Source organism: Pseudomonas sp. AC172, from assembly GCF_979258595.1.
Genome location: NZ_OZ409868.1, coordinates 3,079,144 through 3,103,184, shown reverse-complemented (window position 1 = coordinate 3,103,184; position 24,041 = coordinate 3,079,144). Strand labels below are relative to the sequence as shown.

The 24,041-nt window shown below is 60.8% G+C and carries 20 protein-coding genes; 14 read left to right on the top strand and 6 right to left on the bottom strand.

The window, feature by feature from the left end:
• Positions 1 to 3 precede the first annotated feature (3 nt).
• Genes ACZ0A4_RS13815 through ACZ0A4_RS13805 form a run of 3 tightly spaced genes read left to right on the top strand, consistent with a single transcriptional unit; the run spans position 4 to position 1,254 of the window.
• A complete protein-coding gene (locus ACZ0A4_RS13815; protein ID WP_463575179.1) occupies positions 4 to 207 on the top strand; it encodes a hypothetical protein in 204 nt (67 codons plus the stop codon).
• The gene (locus ACZ0A4_RS13810) at positions 204 to 737 is read left to right on the top strand and encodes an alpha/beta hydrolase (protein ID WP_463575178.1); all 534 of its coding nucleotides are present in this window, start codon (positions 204 to 206) and stop codon (positions 735 to 737) included. Before ACZ0A4_RS13815 ends, ACZ0A4_RS13810 begins: the two co-directional genes overlap by 4 nt.
• Positions 730 to 1,254: a hypothetical protein gene (locus ACZ0A4_RS13805; RefSeq protein ID WP_463575176.1), complete on the top strand. Its 525-nt coding sequence runs from the start codon at positions 730 to 732 to the stop codon at positions 1,252 to 1,254. The genes ACZ0A4_RS13810 and ACZ0A4_RS13805 overlap by 8 nt, the downstream gene beginning before the upstream one ends.
• Before the next feature lie 17 nt (positions 1,255 to 1,271).
• Here the strand turns inward: ACZ0A4_RS13805 and ACZ0A4_RS13800 are convergent, their stop codons facing one another.
• The gene (locus tag ACZ0A4_RS13800; RefSeq protein ID WP_463575175.1) at positions 1,272 to 2,129 is read right to left on the bottom strand and encodes a LysR family transcriptional regulator; all 858 of its coding nucleotides are present in this window, start codon (positions 2,127 to 2,129) and stop codon (positions 1,272 to 1,274) included.
• A gap of 110 nt (positions 2,130 to 2,239) precedes the next feature.
• On the opposite strand from ACZ0A4_RS13800, the gene ACZ0A4_RS13795 reads away from it, so the two are divergent.
• The 3 genes from ACZ0A4_RS13795 to ACZ0A4_RS13785 all read left to right on the top strand — a co-directional run bounded on the left by ACZ0A4_RS13795 (position 2,240) and on the right by ACZ0A4_RS13785 (position 5,482).
• Positions 2,240 to 2,944 (top strand): haloacid dehalogenase type II, encoded by a 705-nt coding sequence (locus ACZ0A4_RS13795; protein WP_397482411.1) that lies wholly within the window; start codon positions 2,240 to 2,242, stop codon positions 2,942 to 2,944.
• A 15-nt stretch (positions 2,945 to 2,959) separates the two neighbouring features.
• On the top strand, positions 2,960 to 3,733 hold the full coding sequence (locus tag ACZ0A4_RS13790) for an aldolase (protein ID WP_463575174.1): 774 nt from the start codon (positions 2,960 to 2,962) through the stop codon (positions 3,731 to 3,733).
• Positions 3,734 to 3,910: 177 nt separating this feature from the next.
• Entirely contained in the window at positions 3,911 to 5,482 is a 1,572-nt protein-coding gene (locus tag ACZ0A4_RS13785) for a sensor domain-containing diguanylate cyclase (RefSeq protein ID WP_463575173.1), read from the top strand.
• A 191-nt stretch (positions 5,483 to 5,673) separates the two neighbouring features.
• Here ACZ0A4_RS13785 and ACZ0A4_RS13780 read toward each other — a convergent pair whose 3' ends face one another.
• A complete protein-coding gene (locus ACZ0A4_RS13780) occupies positions 5,674 to 5,973 on the bottom strand; it encodes a hypothetical protein (RefSeq protein ID WP_463575172.1) in 300 nt (99 codons plus the stop codon).
• 186 nt (positions 5,974 to 6,159) lie between these two features.
• Between ACZ0A4_RS13780 and ACZ0A4_RS13775 the strand changes: the two genes are divergently transcribed.
• Positions 6,160 to 6,600: a carboxymuconolactone decarboxylase family protein gene (locus tag ACZ0A4_RS13775; RefSeq protein ID WP_463575171.1), complete on the top strand. Its 441-nt coding sequence runs from the start codon at positions 6,160 to 6,162 to the stop codon at positions 6,598 to 6,600.
• 132 nt (positions 6,601 to 6,732) lie between these two features.
• Here ACZ0A4_RS13775 and ACZ0A4_RS13770 read toward each other — a convergent pair whose 3' ends face one another.
• The 3 genes from ACZ0A4_RS13770 to ACZ0A4_RS13760 all read right to left on the bottom strand — a co-directional run bounded on the left by ACZ0A4_RS13770 (position 6,733) and on the right by ACZ0A4_RS13760 (position 10,292).
• Positions 6,733 to 8,325: a DHA2 family efflux MFS transporter permease subunit gene (locus ACZ0A4_RS13770; protein WP_463575170.1), complete on the bottom strand. Its 1,593-nt coding sequence runs from the start codon at positions 8,323 to 8,325 to the stop codon at positions 6,733 to 6,735.
• Positions 8,322 to 9,431, bottom strand: a complete 1,110-nt coding sequence (locus ACZ0A4_RS13765; RefSeq protein ID WP_463575169.1) for an HlyD family secretion protein — start codon at positions 9,429 to 9,431, stop codon at positions 8,322 to 8,324. The genes ACZ0A4_RS13770 and ACZ0A4_RS13765 overlap by 4 nt, the downstream gene beginning before the upstream one ends.
• Positions 9,432 to 9,527: 96 nt before the next feature.
• Complete coding sequence (locus ACZ0A4_RS13760; RefSeq protein ID WP_463575168.1) at positions 9,528 to 10,292, bottom strand: AraC family transcriptional regulator; 765 nt, start codon at positions 10,290 to 10,292, stop codon at positions 9,528 to 9,530.
• A gap of 98 nt (positions 10,293 to 10,390) precedes the next feature.
• Between ACZ0A4_RS13760 and ACZ0A4_RS13755 the strand changes: the two genes are divergently transcribed.
• From ACZ0A4_RS13755 to ACZ0A4_RS13725, 7 genes are all read left to right on the top strand, one after another.
• Positions 10,391 to 11,524, top strand: a complete 1,134-nt coding sequence (locus tag ACZ0A4_RS13755; RefSeq protein ID WP_463575167.1) for an MFS transporter — start codon at positions 10,391 to 10,393, stop codon at positions 11,522 to 11,524.
• Positions 11,525 to 11,632: 108 nt separating this feature from the next.
• On the top strand, positions 11,633 to 13,360 hold the full coding sequence (locus ACZ0A4_RS13750; protein ID WP_463575166.1) for a ShlB/FhaC/HecB family hemolysin secretion/activation protein: 1,728 nt from the start codon (positions 11,633 to 11,635) through the stop codon (positions 13,358 to 13,360).
• Between the two features lie 97 nt (positions 13,361 to 13,457).
• Positions 13,458 to 17,927 (top strand): hemagglutinin repeat-containing protein, encoded by a 4,470-nt coding sequence (locus ACZ0A4_RS13745; protein ID WP_463575164.1) that lies wholly within the window; start codon positions 13,458 to 13,460, stop codon positions 17,925 to 17,927.
• Positions 17,928 to 18,131: 204 nt separating this feature from the next.
• Positions 18,132 to 18,509, top strand: a complete 378-nt coding sequence (locus ACZ0A4_RS13740) for a c-type cytochrome (RefSeq protein ID WP_463575163.1) — start codon at positions 18,132 to 18,134, stop codon at positions 18,507 to 18,509.
• 105 nt (positions 18,510 to 18,614) lie between these two features.
• Positions 18,615 to 19,106: a sigma-70 family RNA polymerase sigma factor gene (locus ACZ0A4_RS13735; protein ID WP_141126365.1), complete on the top strand. Its 492-nt coding sequence runs from the start codon at positions 18,615 to 18,617 to the stop codon at positions 19,104 to 19,106.
• 40 nt (positions 19,107 to 19,146) lie between these two features.
• Positions 19,147 to 20,130, top strand: coding sequence for a FecR family protein (locus tag ACZ0A4_RS13730; protein ID WP_463575161.1), 984 nt, complete (start codon positions 19,147 to 19,149; stop codon positions 20,128 to 20,130).
• Between the two features lie 98 nt (positions 20,131 to 20,228).
• Complete coding sequence (locus tag ACZ0A4_RS13725; protein WP_463575159.1) at positions 20,229 to 22,655, top strand: TonB-dependent siderophore receptor; 2,427 nt, start codon at positions 20,229 to 20,231, stop codon at positions 22,653 to 22,655.
• Between the two features lie 85 nt (positions 22,656 to 22,740).
• On the opposite strand, the gene ACZ0A4_RS13720 is transcribed toward ACZ0A4_RS13725, so the two are convergent.
• Positions 22,741 to 23,892, bottom strand: coding sequence for an MFS transporter (locus ACZ0A4_RS13720; protein ID WP_463575158.1), 1,152 nt, complete (start codon positions 23,890 to 23,892; stop codon positions 22,741 to 22,743).
• Between the last annotated feature and the right edge of the window lie 149 nt (positions 23,893 to 24,041).

Sequence of the window (24,041 nt, the reverse complement as noted above, 5' to 3'; positions counted from 1 at the left end):
GGTATGGCTGCTGAAACGGTAACGTGCGCAAAGGGCAACAATTACAAGCTTCACAAGGAACATGCGCTGACGGACAAGAAGGATGTCAGTGACAAGCCTGTGCCGGTGGAGAGTACCAAGGCGATTGTTTTATTTATTGGTGGGGCTGGCGACAAAGAGAGATATTACTTTTCCGGACCGTATAAAATATCCGAGAGGCATGGGTGACATTTGATGACCGCACCCGAAAGTTGCAAAAACAGGGTAGGTACAAGTCAGATTGGTTAGGCTACAACGAGGTCAGAGGAAAACAGGATATTCAGCGTCATGTCTTGAGCCTTATTGCTTACAAGAGTTGTCCTGTTTATATCGTCGGACATAGCCTCGGTGGATGGAATGGCGCTCATTTGACAAAAATCATGTCGGAATGGGGCTACCGGGTTCAGATGCTGATCACTCTTGATCCGGTAGGAGAGGGGGCTTTGGTTTGGCTGGGGTCGGATATTTATCGCGAGCGACCTGAGCCAATTACCAATGACTGGATAAATATCAAGGCTGCACCCACTCAGAGAGACCCGTCAGATGGGGTGGCTGATTTTGGCGAGAAATGGCTTGTTTCATGCGGTCCCTCGGTGAATGTCAGTGTCGATACGAACCATGCCAACGCATTCGGGCTATTCAATGCGCCCATAGCAGGCGGGAAATCGGCGAGCGACTTCTTGTTCGAATCCATCATGAAGGAGTTTTCGGGTGAGTAAGTTCTTACTTTGCGTATTTCTATGTATTTGTTCCGGTTGTGCTAAAGACCATATAAAACCTCCTGCGAACTTGGTCTTCCGCTCTATTGAGAGGGATGATAGTTCGCTTCTGTATGTCATTCGGTATCAGTCGGATGTCGATGTCCTTAATCTTTTTGATCGAGGAGAAAGGGTGGGTATGGCTTCAGGCATGCTCGAGTGCGCTTTGTCGGATGACCAAGATTTTTCTATTAAGAAATTTATGCGATTTACTGCATTTGGTGTAATACAACCCGAAAAAGACGCCAGCAGTAAAATGGGGTTCTCCTACTTGACCTGTACATTCATGAGTGAACTTTCAAACGGTGGGGGTTCGCAGCGAGACTTGTCAGCGTCAGAACTGAACCAACTCCTCTCCAACAAACAACAGATCCCCTGCAAAGTCGTCGTCACCGCCTACGGCTACAAACCCTACTACTCCAACACCATGAACATACCCGTCGCGGATCTGCTGCGGGAAATCAACAAACCCCGATAACAGAAGCAAGGGGGATTTCAGGCGAATCCCCCGGCATCCGCCCCCAACTCCCCACGCAAAAATTCCACCAACCCGCGCTGCAACCCGCTCAACACCCCATCACGACTAACCAACGCCAACTCCGTCGGCGCCAGTTCCGGCAGATCCGTACACACCTGATGCTCAGGCAACACCGCCGACATCGGCAGCACCGACACTCCCAACCCTGAGGCCACCGCTGCTTGAATCCCGGTCAGGCTGTGGCTGCCGAACGCCACCCGCCAAGGGCGCTGGACAACATCGAGCAAACGAATGGCCCGCTGCCGATACAGGCAGCCCTGCGGAAACAACGCCAAGGGCAGCACGCCAGTGGACGAATCAAGCTCCGCACCTTTGACCCACACCAGCCGCTCCGGCCAGGTCGCCCACGCCGGGCCGCTGTCGGGTTCGCGCTTGATCAGGGCGATGTCGATGTCGCCGGCATCCAGACGCTGGCGCAGATCGAGGCTCATGCCGCTGAGGGTTTCCAGCCTTGCTTGCGGATGGCTGCGGGTGAAGCCGGCAAGGATCAGCGCCATGCGCCGCGCGTCAAAGTCCTCCGGCATGCCGATTCGGAGGATTTCCAGATCGAGGTCGCTGGCCAGTGCTTCGGTGGCTTCGGCTGACAGCGCCAGTAAACGGCGCGCGTAGTGGATCAGCAGTTCGCCGTGCTCGGTGACGGCGACATTCAGCCCGGTACGGTCGCGCAGCAGCAGGGCGTGGCCGACCAGCTCTTCGAGTTTGCGCACCTGCTGGCTGACTGTCGACTGAGTGCGGTGCACGCGCTCGGCGGCGCGGGTGAAGCTGCCTTCGTCGACCACGCAGACAAATGTTTTCAACAGTTCCAGATCCAGCATGGCGGCGTTTCTCGATAGTGGTTTTTCAACTGACTATTGGCTGTTTATTTAATTTCACACTATCACCGCGCGCTCATAAGGTGAAGTCCTCACGACGGAGGATTCGACCAATGACACTCATCCACACACCACGCCCGCAGTGGCTGACCTTCGATTGCTACGGCACGTTGATTCAATGGGACGAAGGCCTCAAAGCGGTGGTCGGCGAAATCCTCGGCGAGAAGGGCGAGCATCAGGTCGACGTCGGGCACCTGATTGACGTCTATGACCGCCATGAACATCGCCTCGAACAAACCCCGCCGCACCGTTCGTTCCGCGAGCTGAGCACCCTCGGCCTGCAATTGGCCCTGGAAGAATCGGGCCTGCCCAGCCTGCCCGAAGACAGCCAGCGTCTGGCTGCCGCGATCCCGAAGATGCCGCCGTTTGCCGAGGTGATCGAGACCCTGCGTGAATTGAAAACCATGGGTTTCAAACTGTGCATCGTCTCCAACACCGACGACGACATCATCGCCGGCAACGTCGCGCAACTCGGCGGCCACATCGACCGCGTGATCACCGCGCAACAGGCCGGCGCCTATAAGCCGGCGCCACGCCTGTTCGACTACGCTCATGAGCAATTGGGCATCAGCCGCGATGAAGTCGTGCACATCTGTGCCAGTCCCATGCTTGACCACACGGCGGCGCGGGACATGGGCTTTCGCTGTGTGTGGATCGATCGCGGCACCGGTCGCCAGTTGCTGCCGGACTATCAGCCCGACGCGATCCTCAACAGCCTTGATCAGGTATTGCCGCTGTTCAAATCCCTGGGTTGGTAATCACGGAGAATCCTCATGGCTCACACCCTGACCACCAGTGCACGGGCCTCACGCCCGACAGCGCTGAATCTCGACACCGAAGCGATCATCACCGCGCGCAGCGAACTCGCAGCGTGCTTTCAACTGGCCGCGTTGCACGGTTTGGAGGAGGGCACCTGCAATCACTTTTCAGCGATGCTGCCGGGGCATGACGATCTGTTTCTGGTCAATCCCTACGGCTATGCCTTCGCCGAAGTCACCGCGCAGAATCTGCTGGTTTGCGACTTCGAGGGCAACGTGGTGGCGGGTGAAGGCCAGCCGGAAGCTACGGCGTTCTATATCCACGCGCGCCTGCATAAACAGCTGCCGCGAGTGAAAGTCGCCTTCCACACCCACATGCCTCACGCCACGGCGCTGTGTCTGCTGCAAGGACCGCCGCTGTTGTGGCTGGGGCAAACCGCACTGAAGTTCTACGGGCGCACGGCGGTCGACGAGGACTACAACGGCCTGGCGCTGGACGCGTCCGAAGGCGATCGCATCGCCGGGGTCATGGGCGACGCCGACATTCTGTTCCTGAAAAACCACGGCGTGATCGTCGCCGCCCCGACCATCGCCGAAGCCTGGGACGATCTCTATTACCTGGAGCGCGCCGCTCAGGTGCAACTGCTGGCGTTGGCCACGCAACGGGAATTGAAACCGGTGCCCCGTGCGATTGCGCAACGGGCGTACGAGCAGATGCGCGAAGGCGATCCGGCCAGTGCGCGGGCACACCTGCACAGTGCGATGCGGCGCCTGGCCCTTCACAACTGACTAACCCTAAAGAAGCAATCGAAAATAAATCGGCGAACAGCGATCATCCAAACTCGTTGCGCGCCGATATACCTGGGCGGGACCGGGGCGTTTGCCCCGTAGATTCCGGTGGGCTACGCTCACAAACATAAGGGTTTACCCGCTGGCGCCCTTGCCGTACCTGCCCAGGACTTGCTTTTGCCTATCCCCATTCACGATCCGCATCAGGCCCCCGGAGGCACCCTTAAACGCCTGCCGCTGCGCAAAGCGGCGGTACTGTTTATCGTTGCGGTGGGGTTGTGCCTGTCCGGTTTGCTGTATCTGCAACTGGAGCAGTCGCGGCGCCAGGATCTGGCGGTGGCGGAAATGGCCTCGAGCAACCTGACCCGGGCCATGGCGCAGCAGGCCGAGGACACCTTTCTGGCCGCCGATCTGGTGATGACCAGTCTGGTCGACTGGATTCAGGACGACGGTTACGGCGCAGCGCAAAGACCACGGCTGCAGAAAACCTTCGCTCGGCGCGTGCAGCAACTCGATCAGTTGCATGGCATGTTTCTCTTCGACACGCAGGGCCAGTGGGTGATTACTTCGTTCGCCGATCTGCCCCGTGGCCAGGGCGTGGCGGACCGCGAATACTTCAAATTTCACCAGCAGAACGCCTCGACGCTGGCGCACATCGGCCCGGCGATTCGCAGTCGCGAGAACGGTGAGTGGATTATCCCGATTTCCAAACGCATCAATGATCATGCCGGCAATTTTCAGGGTGTGTTGCTGGCCGGGATCAAGATGTCGTACTTCGACCGCTTCTTCGAAAGCTTCAGCCTCGATGATAAAGGCATCATGTTTCTCGGGTTGAGCGACGGCACGTTGCTCGCACGTCGGCCGTTTGATGAAAACCTGATCGGCACCTCGCTGGCGCAAGGGCGGATTTATCGCACGTTGCTGCCCGAAGCCGCAGCCGGCACGGCGATGATCAACTCAGTGGTCGACGGCGTCGTGCGTTTGTACGGTTATCGACGCTTGTCGGCGTATCCGTTGGTGGTGTCGGCGGCGACCTCGCGCGACACGATTCTCAAGGGCTGGTACGAGCGTGCGTTCCAGTCGAGTGTGATTGTCGCGTTGGTGATTCTCGGCGTGGGCCTGTTTGGCTGGGTGTTCATTCATCAGGTGCGCGATGGTGAGCGGATCGAGAAAAACCTGCGCAAGGCCCAGCGTACGCTGGAACAGATCGCCACTCACGACAGCCTGACCGGGTTGGCCAATCGACGTTTGTTCGAGCGTTCCCTGGAGATCGAATTTGCCCGGGGCGCGCGACAGGTCAGTCCGGTCAGTCTGATCATGCTCGATATCGATTTCTTCAAGCGCTACAACGATGCCTATGGGCATGTGGCGGGGGATCATTGCCTGACCCAAGTCGCTCAGGTGCTGCGGGCCTGCTGTCAGCGCAAGTCTGATCTGGCGGTGCGTTATGGTGGCGAGGAGTTTGCGGTGCTGTTGCCGGACACCGACATCAACGGCGCACTGGCGATTGCCGGGCAGATTCGGCGCAGCGTGATCGACAAGCACATCACCCACAGCGGCTCGCCGACCGGGTATCTGACGGTGAGTCTGGGCTGCTATTCGTTTATCCCGAGCGGCAATGACAGCCTGGAAGTGTTTATCCAGCGCGCCGATGCGGCGTTGTATCAGGCGAAAAATGCCGGTCGCAATCGTGCGGCGGTGTTGTCACTGGACAGTGGTCTGGCCGAGTTGATGCGCTCTGATCGCTGATCTGCAAACCAACACAAAAACCTGTGGGAGCTGGCTTGCCAGCGATGGCGGTCGGTCAGTCAAGGAAGATGTCGACTGTGCTGACGCTATCGCTGGCAAGCCAGCTCCCACAGGGAATTTCATTGAGCCAGGATTAGGTGAACCCCCCTAGAAACCGAGGATGTGTTTCACCGCGGATGGCTCTTGTTCGTTCAGCCGCCAGTGCCACCGCCCGCACCGCCAGTCCCGCCGCCGGCCGAACCGGTGCCGCCACCAGCCCCCGAGCCCGAACCGCTGGCGCCACCATTGGTGCCTGTTCCGGAACCTGTGCCCGAAGAACCGCTACCGCCTGAAGGCGCGCCCGGGGTGTTGTCTGGCGGTGTGGTTGTGCTGGTCGGGCCACCGGATTTGGTGCCGGTGGCGTCAGCGCCATCATTGGCAGCGAAGCTGGCGGCCGATGCCGTGGCCAGCAGGCCCGCGAGCAGTAACGAGGTGAGTTTGCGCGTGATCATGATCCATCTCCAGAAAGGGCATGTACCTGATATTGGTCTGACGCGCCGAACCCTTGGTGCCGATTGGCTGACGAGCGGTCAGCGGGAACACCGAGTGGCCTCCTGATCTTCTCGAATATTGGCTATTTGCCGAACCCGGTACGAGGACTAACGTAGCCACACATTCACTTGCTGCCCGGAGCCACCATGAAACCTCGTACCGATTTCTACACCGCCTCCCCAGACGCACTGAAAGCGATGATCGCCCTGGAAACCGCCGTTTCCAAACTGCCGCTGGAGAAAAGCCTGATCGAACTGGTCAAGCTGCGCGCTTCGCAAATCAACGGCTGCGCGTTCTGCATCGACATGCACACTACTGATGCAATCAAGGGCGGCGAAACCCCGCGTCGCTTGTTCGCGGTGACCGCCTGGCGTGAAGCACCGTTCTTCAGCGACCGCGAACGCGCTGCGCTGTTGTGGACTGAATCGCTGACCCAACTGAGCCTCACCCATGCCCCGGACGAAGATTACGAAGTGGTCGCTGCCCAGTTCACGCCGAAAGAAATGGTCGACCTGACCGTGGCGATCAGCACCATCAACAGCTGGAATCGTCTGGCGGTGGGCTTCCGCAAAACCCCGCAGGCCTGAGTACACACAAATCCCTGTAGGAGTGAGCCTGCTCGCGATGGCGCTGTGTCAGTCGACATTTGCTTCGCTGATACACCGCTATCGCGAGCAGGCTCACTCCTACAGAGGACCGTGGCGATTTCGAAGTCGGGATCAATGCCCATCCGCACTCGGCGCGGCCGGTGGTTGCACCTTGCGCATCAAGGGCACCATCGCTGTGGCGATGAGGAAACACACGCCGATCATCAAAAAGGTGTCGCCGTAGGTTTGCGTCTGCGCCTCGCGGTAGGTCAGCAGCCACAACTGGCGCAGGCTGGCGGTGACGCCGACGTCGCCGCTTTGGCCCAGATTCGCCAGGTTGCCACCGACCTGCGACAGCCACTGGTTCATCGCTTCATTGCTGCTGTTCAGATGCTCGGCCAGCCGCGTGAAGTGCAGGTTGGTGCGGTCATTGAGAATGGTTGCGCACGCCGCAATACCAATCGCACCGCCCAGATTACGCATCAGATTGAACAACCCCGACGCATGCTTCAAGCGTGCCGGCGCCAACCCTCCCAAGGTCAGCGTCACCGCTGGCGGCACCGCCAATTGCTGGGCGATCCCGCGCAACGCTTGCGGCAGCATCAATTGCCCCGCGCCCCAGTCGTGGGTGATCGGGCTGAACTCCCACATCGACACCGCAAACAAGCCCAGACCTACCATCATGATCCAGCGCAGATCAACGCGATTGGCCAGAAAGGCATACAGCGGAATCGCCATGATCTGGAACACACCGGTGGAGAAAACCGCCAGACCAATGTCCAGCGCGCTGTAGCCGCGCACCCGGCCGAGGAACAGCGGCGTCAGGTAAATCGTCGCGAACAGGCCGATGCCGGTAACGAACGAAAAGAAGCAGCCGAGGGCGAAATTGCGATCCTTCAAGGCGCGCAGATCGACGATCGGATTGGCCACGTGCAAGGTGCGGCCAATGAATGCCAATCCTGCCAAGCCACTGATCCACGCGGTAGTCAGAATGGTCTGGTCGCTGAACCAGTTCCAGCGCGGGCCTTCTTCGAGGGTGTATTCCAGGCAGCCGAGAAACAGCGCGAGAAAGACCATGCTCAGATAGTCCGCGCCTTTGAGCAGCGACAGTTCCGGCTGGTCGATCTTCACCAGCATCGGTACGGCCGCGGCAACGAAAATCCCCGGCACCAGGTTGATGTAGAACAACCAGTGCCACGAGGAAATATCAGTGATCCAGCCACCGATCACCGGACCCATTGTCGGTGCCAAAGACGCGACCGCACCGATGGTTGCCGCAGCGATCACCCGCTGTTTACCGGTAAAGAAAAAGAACGCCGTGGTGAACACCAGAGGGATCATCGAACCGCCGAGAAAACCTTGCAGCGCGCGAAAGGCAATCATGCTCTGGATGTTCCAGGCCACACCGCAGAGCAGGCTGGCGAGGGTGAAGCCGACCGCCGACGCGCAGAACAACCAGCGCGTGGAGAACACCCGTGACAGCCAACCGGACAGCGGAATCACGATGATTTCGGCGATCAGGTAACTGGTCTGCACCCACGCGGTTTCATCGGTGCCGGCAGACAGCCCGCCGCCGATATCGCGCAGCGAAGCCGAGACAATCTGGATGTCGAGCAGCGCGATGAACATGCCGATGCACATGGTCGCGAAGGCGAATACCTTGGTCGCGGTCGCCATGTCCGCCGCGTTGAACGGTTGCGCCGGGGCGGCGAGGGCGGAGCTCATGGTGCGACGGCCACGGCGCTGGTTTCCGGTTGTGCACGGGTGTCGACTTCTGCCGTCACGGACAGGCCCGGGCGCAAGTGCCCGAGTACGCCGTCAGCCGGGTCAAGGAGGATCCGTACTGGTACGCGCTGGACGATTTTGGTGAAGTTGCCGGTGGCGTTTTCCGGCGGCAGCACGCTGAATTGCGAGCCAGTGGCGGGGGCGAGGCTGTCGAGGCGACCGTGGAATTCCTGACCGGAGAGCACATCGGCACGAATGCTCACGCGTTGTCCGGGTTTCATCCGCGCCAATTGGTCTTCCTTGAAATTGGCATCCACCCACAGGCCGCTGGCCGGCACCACTGACAACTGCTGTGAACCGGCCTGGGCATAGGCGCCGACTCGTGCGCGGCGATTGCCGATCACCCCATCGACCGGCGCGCGCAGTTCGGTGTAGCCGAGGTTCAGTTGTGCCAGATCGCGTTCGGCCCGGGCTTGCTGAAGGGCGGCGCGGGCCTGTTGTTTCTGGGTGTCGATCACCGCCAGTTGGCGTTGCGCGGCGAGCAATTCGGCCTGCGCGCGGGCGCTGAGGGCTTGCGCGGTTTTGAAGGTGGCGTCGGCGCGTTGTGCGCTTTCTACCGACACGGCGTTGGTGGTGACCAAACGTTTGTAGCGCGTGTTGTCATCCCGCGAGCGCGCGGTTTCTGCGCCAGCGGCGTCGATGCCGGCGCGGGCCTGGCCGATCACTGCTTGTTGCAGTTGTTCGGTGGCGTCGAGGTTGGCCAGCAGGGCTTCTTCGGCGGCCACGGCGCCTTCGGCCTTGGCGAGGTTGGCGCGATAGTCGCGGGCGTCGAGGCGAATCAACACATCGCCGGCCTTCACAGGCTGGTTGTCGCTGACCAGCACTTCATCGATGTAACCGGCGACTTTCGGCCCGATCACCGTGACATCGCCACCAATATAGGCATCGTCGGTTTCTTCGAGAAAACGCCCGGCGCCCCACCAATGCACGGCGTAGACCCCGACGAAGATCAGCGCGAGCAATCCGGCGCCGGGAAGCAGCAAGCGTTTAAGCAGGGGCGGCTTGGTCTTCACCACAACAGGTTCGAGGGTGGGCATGCTGGTCATGGCGGATTACCTGCGTAAGCGGGTCGTTATTACGGCTGTAATATGACGCAGGTAATATTTAGTCGCAAATGATTTCTGACGCCGATCGTCAGTTGCTCACTTGAGCCAGTGGCCCGGTGTACTGCCGGTCATGGATTTGAAGAAGGCGATGAAGGCGCTGTCGCTGGCAAAACCCGTTTCGAAAGCGCAGTAGCTCAAACTGCGCCCGGTGGCGAGCAATTCCATCGCGCGCATCAAGCGCCACTGCTGGCGCCATTGCTGATAACTCATGCCGGTTTCGCGCTGAAAGATTCGCCCGATGGTGCGGCTGCTGGCGCCGATCTGGTGTTCCAGCACTTGCAGTTCCGGCGGCAGTCGCTCGGGAGTTTTCAGCAGGGGCGCGAGGCGCTTGTCCTGAGGTAACGGCAACAGCATGGGTTGCTGCGCCGCTTCCGCGATTTCGCTCAGGCACAGGCCGAGCAGATGGGCGAATTTGCCCTGCTGCCAATCGCTGGCGAAATCGGCCAGCGCCATCGGTTCCAGCACCGCACGCAACAACGGGCTGACTTCAATCACGCAGACCTGCTGCGGCAGTGCAGCGCACAGTTCGGGGATCAGATAGATCGAGCGGTAGTCGACGCTTTGCTGCATCACCGCCCGATGGCTGACACCCGGCGGAATCCACGCCGCCCGCGACGGCGGCAGCAGACACAATTGCTGCGCCAAGGTAATGCGCGTGCAGCCCTGGCGCGTGTACAGCAGTTGCCCGCGTTGATGGCGGTGCAACCCGGAATCGTGATCACCCAGGGTCGAGGCGATGCCAATCACCGGGGCCTGAAAGCGATCAGCGTCAAAGGTTGCGTGGGCATCGAGCCAAGCCATGGAATGTCCGATTTCAGCGATTAGTTGGCAGGGTTCGGATAATACGCCACTCCTCGATTCTTAAACTCCTCGGCGGTTTATGAGAGGAGTGATGAAGGATGCACAACAGAAATTTCTTGCTGCTGGCGATCGCGCTGCTGATGTTTCCGCAGATCGCGCAAACCCTGTACAGCCCGGCGCTCGGTGATATCGGGCGTGTGTTCAACGTTGGCCCGCAAGCAGCGGCGCAGACGTTATCCGTGTATTTCCTCGCGTTTGCCGTCGGGGTGGTGGTATGGGGGCGTTTGTGTGATCGCATCGGTCGGCGCCCGGCAATGCTCGCGGGACTGGCAATCTATGCAATTGCCACGCTTTTAGGCCTGCGGGTCAGCAGTTTCAACGGCTTGTTACTGGCACAGATGTTGGCGGCGTTCGGTGCGGCGGTGGGCTCGGTGGTCACGCAAACCGTGTTGCGTGACCGCTTCAAAGGCGCAGAACTGGCGCAGGTGTTTTCGTTGGTGGGCATCGCGCTGGCGGCCAGTCCGGCGATTGGTTTGTTCACGGGGGCCAGTCTGGTTCAGGCCTTCGGTTATCGCGGTGTGCTTGGCGTGTTGCTGTTGCTGGCAACGCTGTTGTGGCTGTGGAGTTGGTACACCCTGGCGGAAACCCGGTCCCAGCCAACGCGCCATGTTGGTTTGCTCGAAACCCTCGGGCGCATGTTGCGTGACCCTGGAATCTGGCGCTCGGCGCTGTGGATTGCCTCGTTCAACGTGGCGTTGTTCAGCTATTACAGCCTCGCTCCGTTCATGTTTCAGCGGCTGGGGGTGAGCGCCAGTGTGTTCGGTTACAGCGGCGTGATCCTCGCGCTGGGTTCAGGTTTTGGAGCATGGCTCAACCGGCGTTTATTGGCGGCCGGGTTCAAGGCATTGCAGTTGATTCGCCTCGCGGCTGGCATCGCGTTGCTCGGTGGTGCGGGCGTGTGGTCGCTGCAAGGCAGTGTTGCGTTCGTCCTGCCGATGTTGCTGGTGGTGTTGGCGTTTGGCCTGGCGATTCCGAACGTACTCGGTTCGGCGCTGGTCGATTACGCTGATCGACTGGGCACCGCCGGGGCGTTGTTGGGTTTGATGTATTACTTGCTGATCGGCGCGGGTCTGATGCTCGCCGGCTGGTTTCAAGCCCTCGGGGAAACCCTGATAGCGTGCAGCGCCGTGGCCTTGCTGCTGACAATAAAACCAGGCAAAGCAATTGTTTAAGAAATGTAAGCGCTGTAGGAAGCGTCTTGCATTTGTGTAGGAGGGCTCCGACTATCACGATCATTGATGACATGGCATTACGCCATTTCATGATCGCAAGGATGTTGCGTGCCGTATCCGTTTCGCGCTGTTTTTCGCCGTCGCTCCCCGCTTTGCCCGCTGCTGTCGGCCTTTGTGTTGTGTGTCTGTGCCTCCTCGATTGAAGCGGCCGAACCTGCCGCGCCGGGTCAGGAAGTGTTGCGCCAGCAGCAACAGCAGCAGCGCGATCTGCAACAACTGCAACTTGAACAAAGGAAGCGACAGTTGGAGCGCGGCGCGTTCGGCTCGACGCCGATCACCCCGACCATCCCGCAAGCGGTTGCTCCCGATGAACGTTGCTGGCCGTTGAGCGGCGCGCGCATCGGCGGCGTCACGCTGATCGACAGCGACAAACTCAACGCGCGGATCAAACCGCTGCTGGCGCCGTGCATGGGCGTCGGCCAGATCAATCATCTGCTGGCGACTATCACCGCGAGCTACGTCGACAAGGGCTACATCGCCAGCCGCCCGTATCTGGTTAGCGCACCGGCAGCGGGGCAGTCGCTGGATATCCGCGTTGACGAAGGCTACATCGAGTCCATCGAACTGGCCGATCAAAGTCTGCCGGTTTCGTTGGGTGGCGCGTTCCCGGGAATGCTCGGCGAACCGTTGAACCTGCGCGATCTGGAGCAGGGCCTCGATCAACTCAATCGACTGCGCTCGATCGATCTCACCGCCGATATCGCCCCCGGCAGCCAGCCCGGCGCCTCGCGGATCATCCTGCGTTCGCGCACCGCTGTGCATTCGCGCTGGGCCTTGAACGCGGGGATCGACAACCTCGGCAGCGCCAGCACCGGACGTGATCGCGACACCGTCAGCCTCAGTCTCGACAGCCCGTTGCAACTCAACGACTTGTTGAGCCTCAGCGCCAGCGACACGCTCAATCAGGGCGACCGCTACAGCCGCAATACCAGCCTGTACTACGCGATTCCTTACGGCTACTGGACCTACAGCGTGTTCGCCAGCCACGCCGAATACCGCGCGCCGTTCAAACTGCCGAGCGTGACCTTCCACAGCACCGGTATCACCGATCAAGTCAGCCTGCGCGCCGACCGTGTGCTGTGGCGCGACCAGAGCCGTCAGCTCAGCGCCAACCTGCAACTGGCGCACAAGGATGTCGACAGCTATCTGCAAGACGTTCGCCTCGGCATTCAGAGCCCGACCCTGACCGTGGCCGAGGCCGGACTCAATCTGTTCTGGCTCGACCGCGCGGTGTGGAACCTCGACGTCAATTACGCCCAGGGTCTGCGCTGGTTGGGCGCCGACGATGACTCGCAGCAGCAGATCAACAACCTGCCCAAGGCGCAGTTCCGCAAGTACCGCGCCGGCCTCAGCCAATGGCGTAACGGTCAGTTCGGCGCGCAGGTCTGGCAGTGGCAGAGCCAGCTCAATGTGCAGTACAGCCCGGATCCGTTGCCGGCGATCGAACAGCTTCTCGGCACCGACGATTCGGCGGTGCGTGGCTACCGGGTCAGCAGTGCCTCCGGCGCCAGCGGCGCGATCTGGCGCAACACCCTGCGCCTGCCGCTGCGCAGTGAGTGGCCGCTGCAGATCACCCCGCGCGTGGGCCTCGACCACGGCTGGATCAAGGCCGATCACGGCGCGCAGGGCCAACGCCTGAGTGGCGCCAGTGTCGGCCTGAATCTGGGCTGGAAGAATCTGCAAGTGGACGTCGATTACCAGCGCGCGCTTAACACGCCGAACGGTCTGCAGCACGAGCCTGAAACCTGGTTGATGCGCGTGGGCCTGCAAATCTGAACAACGCAGTGAACAAACAGCCGTCGGATCTGAGCGCGTCAGCCACGGCCAAGACTAAACGCGCAACGTGATGCCGTACTCACATGGAGACGTTTTTATGCCAGCACACACCTTTGCATTTCATCTTTCGCCTCGGGGCAAATTGCGCTGGGCGATTGCCAGCCTGTTCTTCGCCGTGCACCTGCCGAGCGCAATCGCCGGCGGCGTCGTGGTCGCACCGGGTCCCGGCGGCACCGCGCAATTGCAGACTCAGGGCGGTGTGCCCATCGTCAACATCGTCGCGCCCAACGGTTCGGGCCTGTCGCACAACCAGTTCCTCGACTACAACGTCGACCGTCAGGGCCTGGTGCTGAACAACGCCTTGCAGGCCGGGCAATCGCAACTGGCCGGGCAACTGGCGGCCAACCCGCAACTGCAAGGCCAGGCCGCGAGCGTGATCCTCAACGAAGTGATCAGCCGCAATCCGTCGGCCATCAACGGTGCACAGGAAATCTTCGGCCGACCTGCCGATTACGTGTTGGCCAACCCCAACGGCATCTCGGTGAATGGCGGCAGCTTCATCAACACGCCGAACGCTAATCTGGTGGTCGGTCGCCCGGAATTGAATGACGGCAAATTGCAAAGCCTGAATACCCGCGACGCCAGTGGTCAGTTGCAGATTCACAGCGGCGGGCTGCGCAACGGCGAGGGTTCGATCAACCTGATCGCGCCGCGTATCGACAGCCAGGGCGCGATCACCGCGCGCGATCAATTGAACCTCACGGTCGGGCGCAATCAGGTTGATTACGCCAGCGGTCATGTGAAAACCGTGGATCCGGCGGGCAATACTTCCGACCAGCGCATCGATGCCAGCCTGTTCGGCGCGATGCAGGCCGGGCGCATCAATATTGTCAGCACCGCCGAAGGTGCTGGCGTGCGGGTTGGCGCGGTGCAGATGGCCGGGCGTGACGGCGTGCAGATTCGCTCGGCCGGTGACTTGAGTGTCAGCGGCGAAGCGCTGGCCAACAGCCTCGACGTGACTCGCGCCGGTATCCGCAGCAGTCAGGGCGATGTCGCTTTGCACAGCGGCAAGGATCTGAATCTGGCCGCCACTGACGTTAGCGGTCGCGACGTCACCGTCGACGCGAAACGCAATCTGACCCTGTCCACGGTCGAAAGCCGCAAGCTTCAGGAAAAGCGTGAAAACTGGAACAACAGCACCATCGGCATCACCTGGGAAACCTACGATCGCACCCAGACCGACAGTGAATCGCGCCAGCATGGCAGCCAGATTATCGCCAGCCGCGACGCCAAGTTGTCGTCCGGCAAAGACACTGAACTGAAAGCCGCCAAAATCGAAGCCGCGAAAAATCTCGACGTGCACAGCGGCGGCGATTTGCGCCTGACCGCCGCCACCGAAAGCCACACGCAGAGCGATCAAGGCAACCACCGCAAGCACCTGTGGAAAGCTGACTGGAACAGCAGCAGCGAAGAACAGCGCAGCATCACCAGCCAATTGAAGGCCGGCAACATTGCCCTGCAAACCGCCGCGCTGTTGCGCTCCGAAGGCGCTGAATTGAGCAGCGCCGGCGACGTGCAACTGGCCGGCAAACAGGTGGAAATCACCACCGCCACACGGACCAATCGCAGCAGCGACAATCGCTATTCCGGTGACTTGGTCGGTGGTGGTTTCTTCGGCAAGACCGGCGATGCCGACAAGGGCAAGACCCAGCATCAGGGCAGCAAAATCAACGCCAGCGGCAAACTGATCGTCAAGGCTGACGATGTGCGCATCAGCGGCAGCCAGGTGCGCGGCGGCACCGACGCCAGCGTGATCAGCGACAAGGGTTCGCTGATCATCGACGGCGTGCAGGACACCTCGCACAGCAACAACCATGACAAGGACAGCAAGTTCTTCGGCATCACCAAGGACGAGTCGCGGCAGAACAGCAAAGACAGCAGCACCGTGCGCAGTGAGCTGGTGTCTGACAGCAACCTCAAGCTCAAGAGCGCCAGGGATATTGAAGTGGCGGGCTCGACCGTCAAGGCTGATGGCGCGCTGACCGCCGACGCGGCGGGTGACGTCAACGTGTCCTCCGCGCAGAACACTCACGACAGTACTGACACCACGCAAACCCGTGGCTTCGATGCGTACGCCAAAGAGCAAACGCCGGAGCAGTATCGCGCCGGGATTCACTACGAAGACAAGCAGCACACCGTGACCCGCAACGATGTCACCCGGCAAGGCTCCAGCCTCAGCGGCGGCAGTGTGCAGGTGAAGGCTGGCGGTGACGTCACGCTCAAAGGCGCGCAAGTGAAATCCACCGCTGGCGACACCACGTTGAGCGGCAAAAACGTCTCGTTGCTCGCAGAAGCAGACAGCCACAAAACCTCCACCGACACCTCCAGCACCGGCGGTGGTTTCTACTACACCGGCGGCCTCGACCGTGCCGGCAGCGGGATCGATTTCGCCCACAGCACGGCGCAGGATTCGACCAGCAAAACCACTGCGCAAACCACCAGTGTGCAGAGCAGTGGCGGCCTGACGGTCAATGCCGACAAACTCGCTACCGAAGGCGCGCAACTCAAGGCTGGCAACGGTCTGAACGTCGCCGCCAACGAAATCGACAATCGTGCGGCCAGCAACACTGACAGCAGCACGCACAACGACAGCAACTGGTCGGCGGACATCGGCGCCAACTTCGAGTACAAGGACATCGCCCGGCCGATCGCGGGCGCGGTCAAGGACGTGCTCAACGGCAAGGTGCCGGACAAGGATGCATTGGCCAATCTCGGTCAGCCGAATGTCGGTATCGATGTTGCGGTCGGTCATGGCAGCGCCAGCAAAACCGAGCAGAGCAGCAACGCTGTGGTCAGCCGTTTTGACGGCGGCACTGTCGATGTGAAAACCAGCGGCACGCTGCACGACCAAGGCACGCAATACAACGCCAGCGCCGGCCAAGTGAACATCAGCGCTGACCAACTGCTTGCCGATGCCGTCAGCAACACGCACAACAGCAGTGCCAATGCGCTGGATGCCAAGGTCGACGTGCGCGTCTACACCAAGACCGGTGAAGACGTGAACGTCGCCGGCAGCGGTGCGGGTGGCAGCAGTGCGTCGAGCAAGGACAACACCACCGCCGTGGTCGGCGGGTATGCCGGCAGCCAGGGTGTGAACATCAAGGTCGGCGGCGATGCGCAGTTCGAAGGCAGCCGTTTCGACGGCGGGCAGGGCGGTGTGAGCATCAACTCGGGCGGTGATCTGGCGCTGAATCAGGCCAACGACCGCCAGAACAGCAACGACAGCAGCCTGCGCGGCAATGGCTCGCTGACGGTCGGCACCTTGCCGGGCACTGATGGCACTAACGTCGATGTCGGCGCCGGGTTCCAGCTCGATCACACCGGCAAGCAAACCACTGACACGCAGGCCCATGTGGCGAGCATCAGCGGCAACGGTCCGGTGCAACTCAGCAGCGGCGGCAAGCAAGTCCAGCAAGGCAGCAAGATCGACAGCGCTGGCGCCATCGATTTGCACGCCGATGGCAACCTCGACCTGCAAGCGGCCACTGACACCCACACCGCCACCGGCAGCAACCTCGGCGGCGGCTTGAAGGGCGGCGGCAGCAAAACCAGCAGCGAGAAGAGCCGCGATCAGGGCGGCAATCTGAGCGGCAACTTCAATATCGGTCGGATCAACGAGGATTCGAAAACCCTCAGCGGTGGCCAGTTCAACAGCCAGAACGGCATCGTCTTGAGCGGTGATTCGATTCACCTGCAAGGTACTCAGGTCAGCGCACCGAACGTCAGCATCGACGCGCAGAAGGGCGGTTACGTGCAGGAGTCGGCGCAGTCCACCGACAACCGCAATAACTGGAATGTCGCATTAAACGCCGGCGGCAACCTGAGCAGCAAAACCCCGAACGCCGAGGATGAGAAGGCCAGCAGCGATCACGGGTTCAACGTCGGGGCCAAAGTGGGTGTGGATTACTTGCAAGGCAGCACCCAGCAGAACAGCCAGATCAAGGCTGACCATGTGGTGTTGAACAGTGCCGGTGATGCGCGGCTGGCGGGTGCGCGGATCGATGCTAAAGATGTCAGCGGCAAGGTCGCGGGTGATCTGAGCGTCGAAAGCCGTCAGGACGCGAGCAACCATGCCAAGGTCGATGTCGATCTGGGCCTGACCGCGAAGAAAAATCCACCGAGCGACAAGGAGAAACTCGCCGGCACCGACTACAAGCCGACGCTGAAAGCGCAGGGTGAATATGCGCACAAGGACAGCGTTGCGCAGGCGTCCGGGATCAGTGCCAGCCAAGGTGTAAACCTTACCGTTGGCGGCGCGACACAACTGACCGGCGCGCGGATTTCGGCAGCGGACGGGAAGGTCGATCTGGGTGGTTCGGAAGTCAGCAGTGCTGATCTGAGCAACCGTGACTATGGCGTCAAAGCGGGCCTTGATCTGCCACATAAAGCCGAGGAAGACGCACCGAAGGTTTCCCTGGAAAACGGCAACCTGAAAGTCGGCCCGGTCACCCTGAGCGGGCATCTGGACACCCAGACCCTGCAAGCCGGGATCGACGAAAAAGGCTAAAACCAACGGTAGTGGATGTGCCAGATCTGCCATCCACCACCGAACCCGGTGGGAGCGAGCTTGCTCGCGAACGCGTCCGTTCAGTCAATGCAGTAAATGACTGGTGGACCGCATTCGCGAGCAAGCTCGCTCCCACATTGTTTTGCGCCAGGCGTTAAATTTCGCGCATCATGCGCGACCGTAAAGACGCCAGGGAGGCAAACAATGAAAACAGCATTCGTCGCTGTACTCGGGGCTTTGTTGATCGCTCAACCATCCGTGTCGTTCGCGGATAACAGCAACGGCAAAAATCTCTATTCGCAGCGCTGCGCTGTGTGCCACGGCGCCGATATAAAGGGCACCGGGCCACTGGCGCATAAAAGCAATCCGCCCACACCTGATCTGACAACCCCCGCCTTCAAGAAACGACTGAATGATTATCCGGGCGTGATTGTGTCGTCGATCATCCTTCGCCCGAACGGCAACCTGATCCCGAAAACGCTGCAAGACAACGGCGTAAAAATACCGCCGCATGCCTGGAGCGTTAAGGATCTGCGCGATCTGCATGACTACATGAGTGGTGTGATTTCGATAAAACGCTGATCGCGAGTTACGGCCCGGACAGTCGGTCGAGGAATCCATTGCTTCGGCTTAATGGTAACCATTACTATTCACGTCCCTTTCCTCAGCACGCCGCTAAAACCCCCAATGCGTCCCCGCAGACCCGGCTTTTTCGAGCATTACGAAGAGTTGATCGGCACCTGGACTCGTCGCCTGCGCAACCGCGCGCAGGCCGAGGATCTGGCGCACGACACCTTTGTGCGGGTGCTCGAGTCGGATTCGGCGGCGGTGCAGCAGCCTCGGGCGTATTTGCACCAGACCGCGCGCAATATTGCGGTCGACGGTTATCGGCGTGAGGATCGGCGCGGTGCCATGGAGTCACAGGCCATCGATCACAGTGAGTCGTCAATCGGCGACCCGGAGCATTACATGCATGCGATCCAGTTGGCCGACTCTATTGAACGAGCGCTCGCCGAGCTGCCGGTCAATTGCCGCAAGATCTTCGTCTGGCAAAAGATCGAAGGCCTGACCCAGGCGGAAATCGCCGAACGCCTGGGGCTGTCCAAGAACATGGTCGAAAAGTATATGATCCGCACCCTGCGGCATCTGCGTGATCGCCTCGACGGGTTGCAGTCATGAACCGCCGCAGCTTTTCATCCCCAGCCCAACAGGACATTCCATGATGGATACTCGTGATTGCGCGTGCGGGCAAACAACGGTGCGCGACGACGCGGCTCGCTGGTTTGTGCGTTTGCAGGAGCCGGCCGTTGATGCTGACGAGCAGCAGCGCTTCGACGCCTGGCTGAATGAGCATTCGCAGCACCGTGACGAATTCCAGTTGCTCCAGGGCTTGTGGTCGGCGGCGGATTTGCTGCCGACGCCGCGCCTCAAAGCTCTCGTTGAAACACCGCCAACCCGCCGCGAACGCCGTCCGATGTTGCGTTATGCCGTGGCTGCGAGTGTGCTGGCGGTCGCCGTTGGGCTGGGACTGTTCAGTGGTTTGAATCATCCAGGCGGCTACCGCGCCGAGTTCGCCACGGCGCTGGGCGAACGTAAACACGTGGCGCTGCCGGACGGTTCGGTGATCGATTTGAACAGTCGCAGTCGCTTGCAGGTGCGCTATGAAAAGGATCGCCGAGTCATCGAGTTGAGCGAAGGCGAGGCGATGTTCAGCGTTGCGCACGATACTGCGAGACCGTTCGTGGTCGAGGCGGGCAGCGGCAGGATCACGGTCACCGGTACCCGTTTTGATGTGCGCCGCGATATCGCGCAAACCCGCGTGGCGGTGGAGCAGGGCACGGTGAAAGTGCAGGGGCGCGATGCGCCGGATAATCAATTCATCAGCCTGACTGCCGGCCTCGGCAGCCATGTCGATGCACAAGGCAAAGTCGCCGCCGCCTATGCGGTCAACCCGGCGGAGCTGACAGCGTGGCGCGGCGGCAAACTGGTGTTCAACAACGCCAGCCTCAGTGAAGTCGCGGCCGAAGTGTCGCGTTATCGTGAGAAGCCGCTGACCGTTGCCAACCCGGCCGTGGCCAGTCTGCGCCTGACCAGCGTGTTCAAATCCGACAACACCGACGCCTTGCTCAAAGCCTTGCCGAGCATCCTGCCGGTGGCCGTTCGCACCCTCGCCGATGGCAGTCAGGAAATAATCGCAAAATAAAATTCAGGTTTTTTTCGAGTTCATCGTCTTCCTGTTCAACTGCAACTGGTTTGCATTAACAGCCGCACACTCTTGCGATCCACAGGACTACGTACGACGTGAAAAACACCCCTGCCAACAACAAAAAATCCCCTTGGCTGCCGCTGGCCCTTGCGCTGGCGGTCAACGCAGCCATGCCACTGGCCTTCGCTGGCGAAGCGATCCATATCCGCGCGCAGCCATTGGGTCAGGCCCTCAGCGAACTGGGCCAGCAAACTTCGCTGCAAGTGTTTTTCAGCCCGGACCTGGTCGCCGGCAAACAGGCGCCCGCAGTCGACGGTGATATCTCGCCGGAGCAGGCCTTGCGCCAATTGCTGCAGGGCAGCGGTCTGGATTACCAGATCAACGAAGGTTCGGTAACGCTGTCGCCGGCCGCGACTTCCGCCGCCGGCAATGGTCCACTGGAATTGGGCGTGACCGACATCAAAGTGGTCGGCGACTGGCTCGGTGATGCCAACGCCGCCGTTGTGCAGAACCACCCCGGCGCGCGCACGGTGATCCGCCGCGAAGCGATGGTCGAGCAGGGCGCGATGAACGTCAGCGACGTGCTCAAGCGTGTGCCGGGCGTGCAGGTGCAGGATTCCAACGGCACCGGCGGCAGTGACATTTCCCTCAACGTCGGCGTGCGCGGTCTGACTTCGCGTCTGTCGCCGCGCTCCACCGTGTTGATCGATGGTGTACCGGCAGCGTTCGCGCCGTACGGTCAGCCGCAACTGTCGATGGCGCCGATTTCCTCGGGCAACCTCGACAGCATCGACGTGGTGCGTGGCGCCGGTTCCGTGCGTTATGGGCCGCAAAACGTCGGCGGTGTGATCAACTTCGTCACCCGAGCGATCCCGGAAAAAGCCACCGGCGAAATCGGCACCACGCTGGAAACCACTCAGTACGGGGGCTGGAAACACATTGACACCGCGTTCCTCGGAGGCACCGCCGACAACGGCATGGGCGTGGCGTTGCTGTATTCCGGCGTCAACGGTAACGGTTACCGCGAGCGCAACAACGGCAATGACATCGATGACGTGCTGCTCAAGACGCACTGGGCGCCGACCGATCAGGACGACTTCAGCCTCAACTTTCACTACTACGACGCCACGGCCGATATGCCCGGCGGTCTGACACAAAAACAGTACGACGCCAAACCGTACGATTCGGTGCGCGACTACGACCAATTCACCGGTCGGCGTAAAGACGTTTCGTTCAAGTGGATCCGCCAGATCGACGAGCGCACCCAAGCGGAAATCCTCACCTACTACACCGACAGTTTCCGTGGCAGCACCATCGCCGCCCGCGACCAGAAAACCCTCAGCTCATACCCGCGTTCGTATTACACGCTGGGCATCGAGCCACGGGTGTCGCGGGTTTTCGATGTCGGCCCGACCACCCAGGAAGTCAGCGTCGGTTATCGCTACCTGAAAGAGGCGATGCACGAGTCGTCGAGCCGTGTGGCGCTGGTCAACAATCAGCCGGTGCTCACGCCGACCTCCGACGGCCATGTGTTCCAGGACCGCACGGGCGGCACCGAGGCCAACTCGGTCTACATCGACAACAAAATCGACGTCGGCAACTGGACCCTCACCCCGGGCATTCGCTTCGAACACATCAGCACCGACTGGCATGACCGCGCGGTGCTCGACACGGCCGGCAAACCGGTACAGGCGAAAAACCGCAGCATCGAAAGCAACGAACCGTTGCCGGCGCTGAGCGTCATGTATCACCTGTCGGATGCGTGGAAGCTGTTCGCCAACTACGAAACCTCGTTCGGCAGCCTGCAGTATTTCCAGCTCGGTCAGGGCGGCTCGGGTGATCAGACCGCCAATGGCCTGGAGCCGGAAAAGGCCAAGACCTACGAGATCGGCACACGCTACAACGATGATGTGTGGGGCGGTGAAGTGACGCTGTTCTACATCGACTTCGATGACGAGCTGCAATACATCAGCAATGACGTTGGCTGGACCAACCTCGGCGCGACCAAGCACCAGGGCATCGAAGCCTCGGTGCACTACGACATGGCGGCGCTGGATCCGCGCCTCGACGGCTTGACCGCCAATGCGGGTTTCACCTACACCCGCGCTACTTATGAAGGCGAGATTCCGGGCTTCAAGGGTCGTGATCTGCCGTTCTATTCGCGGCAGGTGGCGACCGTCGGTTTGCGTTATGACATCAATCGCTGGACCTACAACATTGACGGTTTTGCCCAGTCGAAACAGCGCTCGCCGGGCACCGGTGTTAACGCTGATGGCAGCTTCAACGGCAACTACATCACTGACGGCACCGCAGACGGGCAGTACGGCGACATCCCGGGTTACGTGACCTGGAACGTGCGTGGGGGTTATGACTTCGGACCGCAGGTGTCGAACCTGAAGTTGGGTGCCGGGGTGAAAAACATCTTCGACAAGCAGTACTTCACCCGCTCCAGCGACAACAACTCGGGGATGTATGTCGGCGCACCGCGCACGTTCTTTGTGCAGGCCAGCGTCGGTTTCTGATAGACCGCATCAGCTTTTTCGCGAGCAGGCTCGCTCCCACATGGATCACTGAGATCCTGTGGGAGCGAGCCTGCTCGCGAAGCTTTTAGACTTTAAGGACTTTCCCGCCGATGGCCACTGCCACCAACAGCACCGCCATCAAGCCAAAGGCGAAACTCAAACTGCTGGCATGGGCGACAAAGCCGATCACCGCCGGCCCCGCCAGAATCCCTGCATAACCGAGCGTGGTAATGGCCGGCACGGCGATGCTCTCCGGCATCACCGTCTGCTTGCCCACCGCCGTGTACAGCACCGGTACGATGTTCGAGCAGCCAGCGCCGACCAGCGCATAACCCACCAGCGCTGCTTCCCAGCTCGGCGCGAACGTCGCCAGAAACAGACCGGCAGCCGCCAATAGGCCACCCAACAAAATGATCCGCGTCGCACCCACGCGCCGGACGATGCGATCCCCCATCAAGCGTCCGGCTGTCATGGTCAGGGCAAACGCTGCGTAGCCCAATCCCGCGTAGGCGGTGTCGATCCCGCGTTCCTGTGCCAGAAACACCGCACTCCAGTCCAGCGCCGCGCCTTCGGTCAGGAACACGATGAAGCACATCCCGCCGATAAACAGCACGATACCGTGGGGGATGGCGAATGCCGGGCCCGAGCTTTCACTGCCATAGGGCAACATGTGTGGCACACATTTGAACAGCGCCGCGATCAGCACGACGACCACCACCAGCATCGCGGCGAGCGGCGTCAGTCCGAGGCCGAGCAAGGCACTGACCCCCGCCGCCCCGACAATCCCGCCGAGACTGAACAAGCCGTGAAAGCCCGACATCATGTTCTTGCCGCTGGCGCGCTCGACGATCACCGCTTGCAGGTTCACCGTCGAATCCACCGTACCGAGGCCGGCGCCGAACATGAACAGCGTGGCGATCAGCGCCGGTATCGACGACACCGTGGCCAGCAATGGCAGCGCCGCGCAGATCAGCAAGGTGCCACCGGTGGCGACGCGCCGACAGCCGAAGCGCGTGGCCAGAATCCCCGCCAGCGGCATCGCCAGAATCGAACCGACTCCCAAGCACAACAACAGCAAGCCCAACGTGCCTTCATCCAGTCCGGCGCGCGCCTTGGCGTACGGCACCAAAGGGGCCCACGCGGCAATGCCGAGGCCGGCAATGAAAAAGGCGATGCGCGTGGATATCTGTTGCAGGCGTCCGGGGACGAAGGTGTCTTGGGGGTTGAGGCTGGTCATATCGATCCTTGGCAAAAAACGTCGCGTCCCCGAAGGACAGTGATTCAGCGACGAGGTTCGATCGCCGATCATTCGAGGAAGTACAGCCGACATCCTACCCTGTGGGAGCGAGCTTGCTCGCGAAGGCGCAGTGTCAGCTGAAAAAAATA

Coding starts and splice junctions, on each gene's coding strand:
- ACZ0A4_RS13815 (WP_463575179.1), top strand. CDS start 4: ATGGCTGCTGAAACGGTAACGTGCGCAAAGGGCAACAATTACAAGCTT.
- ACZ0A4_RS13800 (WP_463575175.1), bottom strand. CDS start 2,129: ATGCTGGATCTGGAACTGTTGAAAACATTTGTCTGCGTGGTCGACGAA.
- ACZ0A4_RS13795 (WP_397482411.1), top strand. CDS start 2,240: ATGACACTCATCCACACACCACGCCCGCAGTGGCTGACCTTCGATTGC.
- ACZ0A4_RS13790 (WP_463575174.1), top strand. CDS start 2,960: ATGGCTCACACCCTGACCACCAGTGCACGGGCCTCACGCCCGACAGCG.
- ACZ0A4_RS13780 (WP_463575172.1), bottom strand. CDS start 5,973: ATGATCACGCGCAAACTCACCTCGTTACTGCTCGCGGGCCTGCTGGCC.
- ACZ0A4_RS13775 (WP_463575171.1), top strand. CDS start 6,160: ATGAAACCTCGTACCGATTTCTACACCGCCTCCCCAGACGCACTGAAA.
- ACZ0A4_RS13770 (WP_463575170.1), bottom strand. CDS start 8,325: ATGAGCTCCGCCCTCGCCGCCCCGGCGCAACCGTTCAACGCGGCGGAC.
- ACZ0A4_RS13765 (WP_463575169.1), bottom strand. CDS start 9,431: ATGACCAGCATGCCCACCCTCGAACCTGTTGTGGTGAAGACCAAGCCG.
- ACZ0A4_RS13760 (WP_463575168.1), bottom strand. CDS start 10,292: ATGGCTTGGCTCGATGCCCACGCAACCTTTGACGCTGATCGCTTTCAG.
- ACZ0A4_RS13755 (WP_463575167.1), top strand. CDS start 10,391: ATGCACAACAGAAATTTCTTGCTGCTGGCGATCGCGCTGCTGATGTTT.
- ACZ0A4_RS13745 (WP_463575164.1), top strand. CDS start 13,458: ATGCCAGCACACACCTTTGCATTTCATCTTTCGCCTCGGGGCAAATTG.
- ACZ0A4_RS13740 (WP_463575163.1), top strand. CDS start 18,132: ATGAAAACAGCATTCGTCGCTGTACTCGGGGCTTTGTTGATCGCTCAA.
- ACZ0A4_RS13735 (WP_141126365.1), top strand. CDS start 18,615: ATGCGTCCCCGCAGACCCGGCTTTTTCGAGCATTACGAAGAGTTGATC.
- ACZ0A4_RS13730 (WP_463575161.1), top strand. CDS start 19,147: ATGATGGATACTCGTGATTGCGCGTGCGGGCAAACAACGGTGCGCGAC.
- ACZ0A4_RS13720 (WP_463575158.1), bottom strand. CDS start 23,892: ATGACCAGCCTCAACCCCCAAGACACCTTCGTCCCCGGACGCCTGCAA.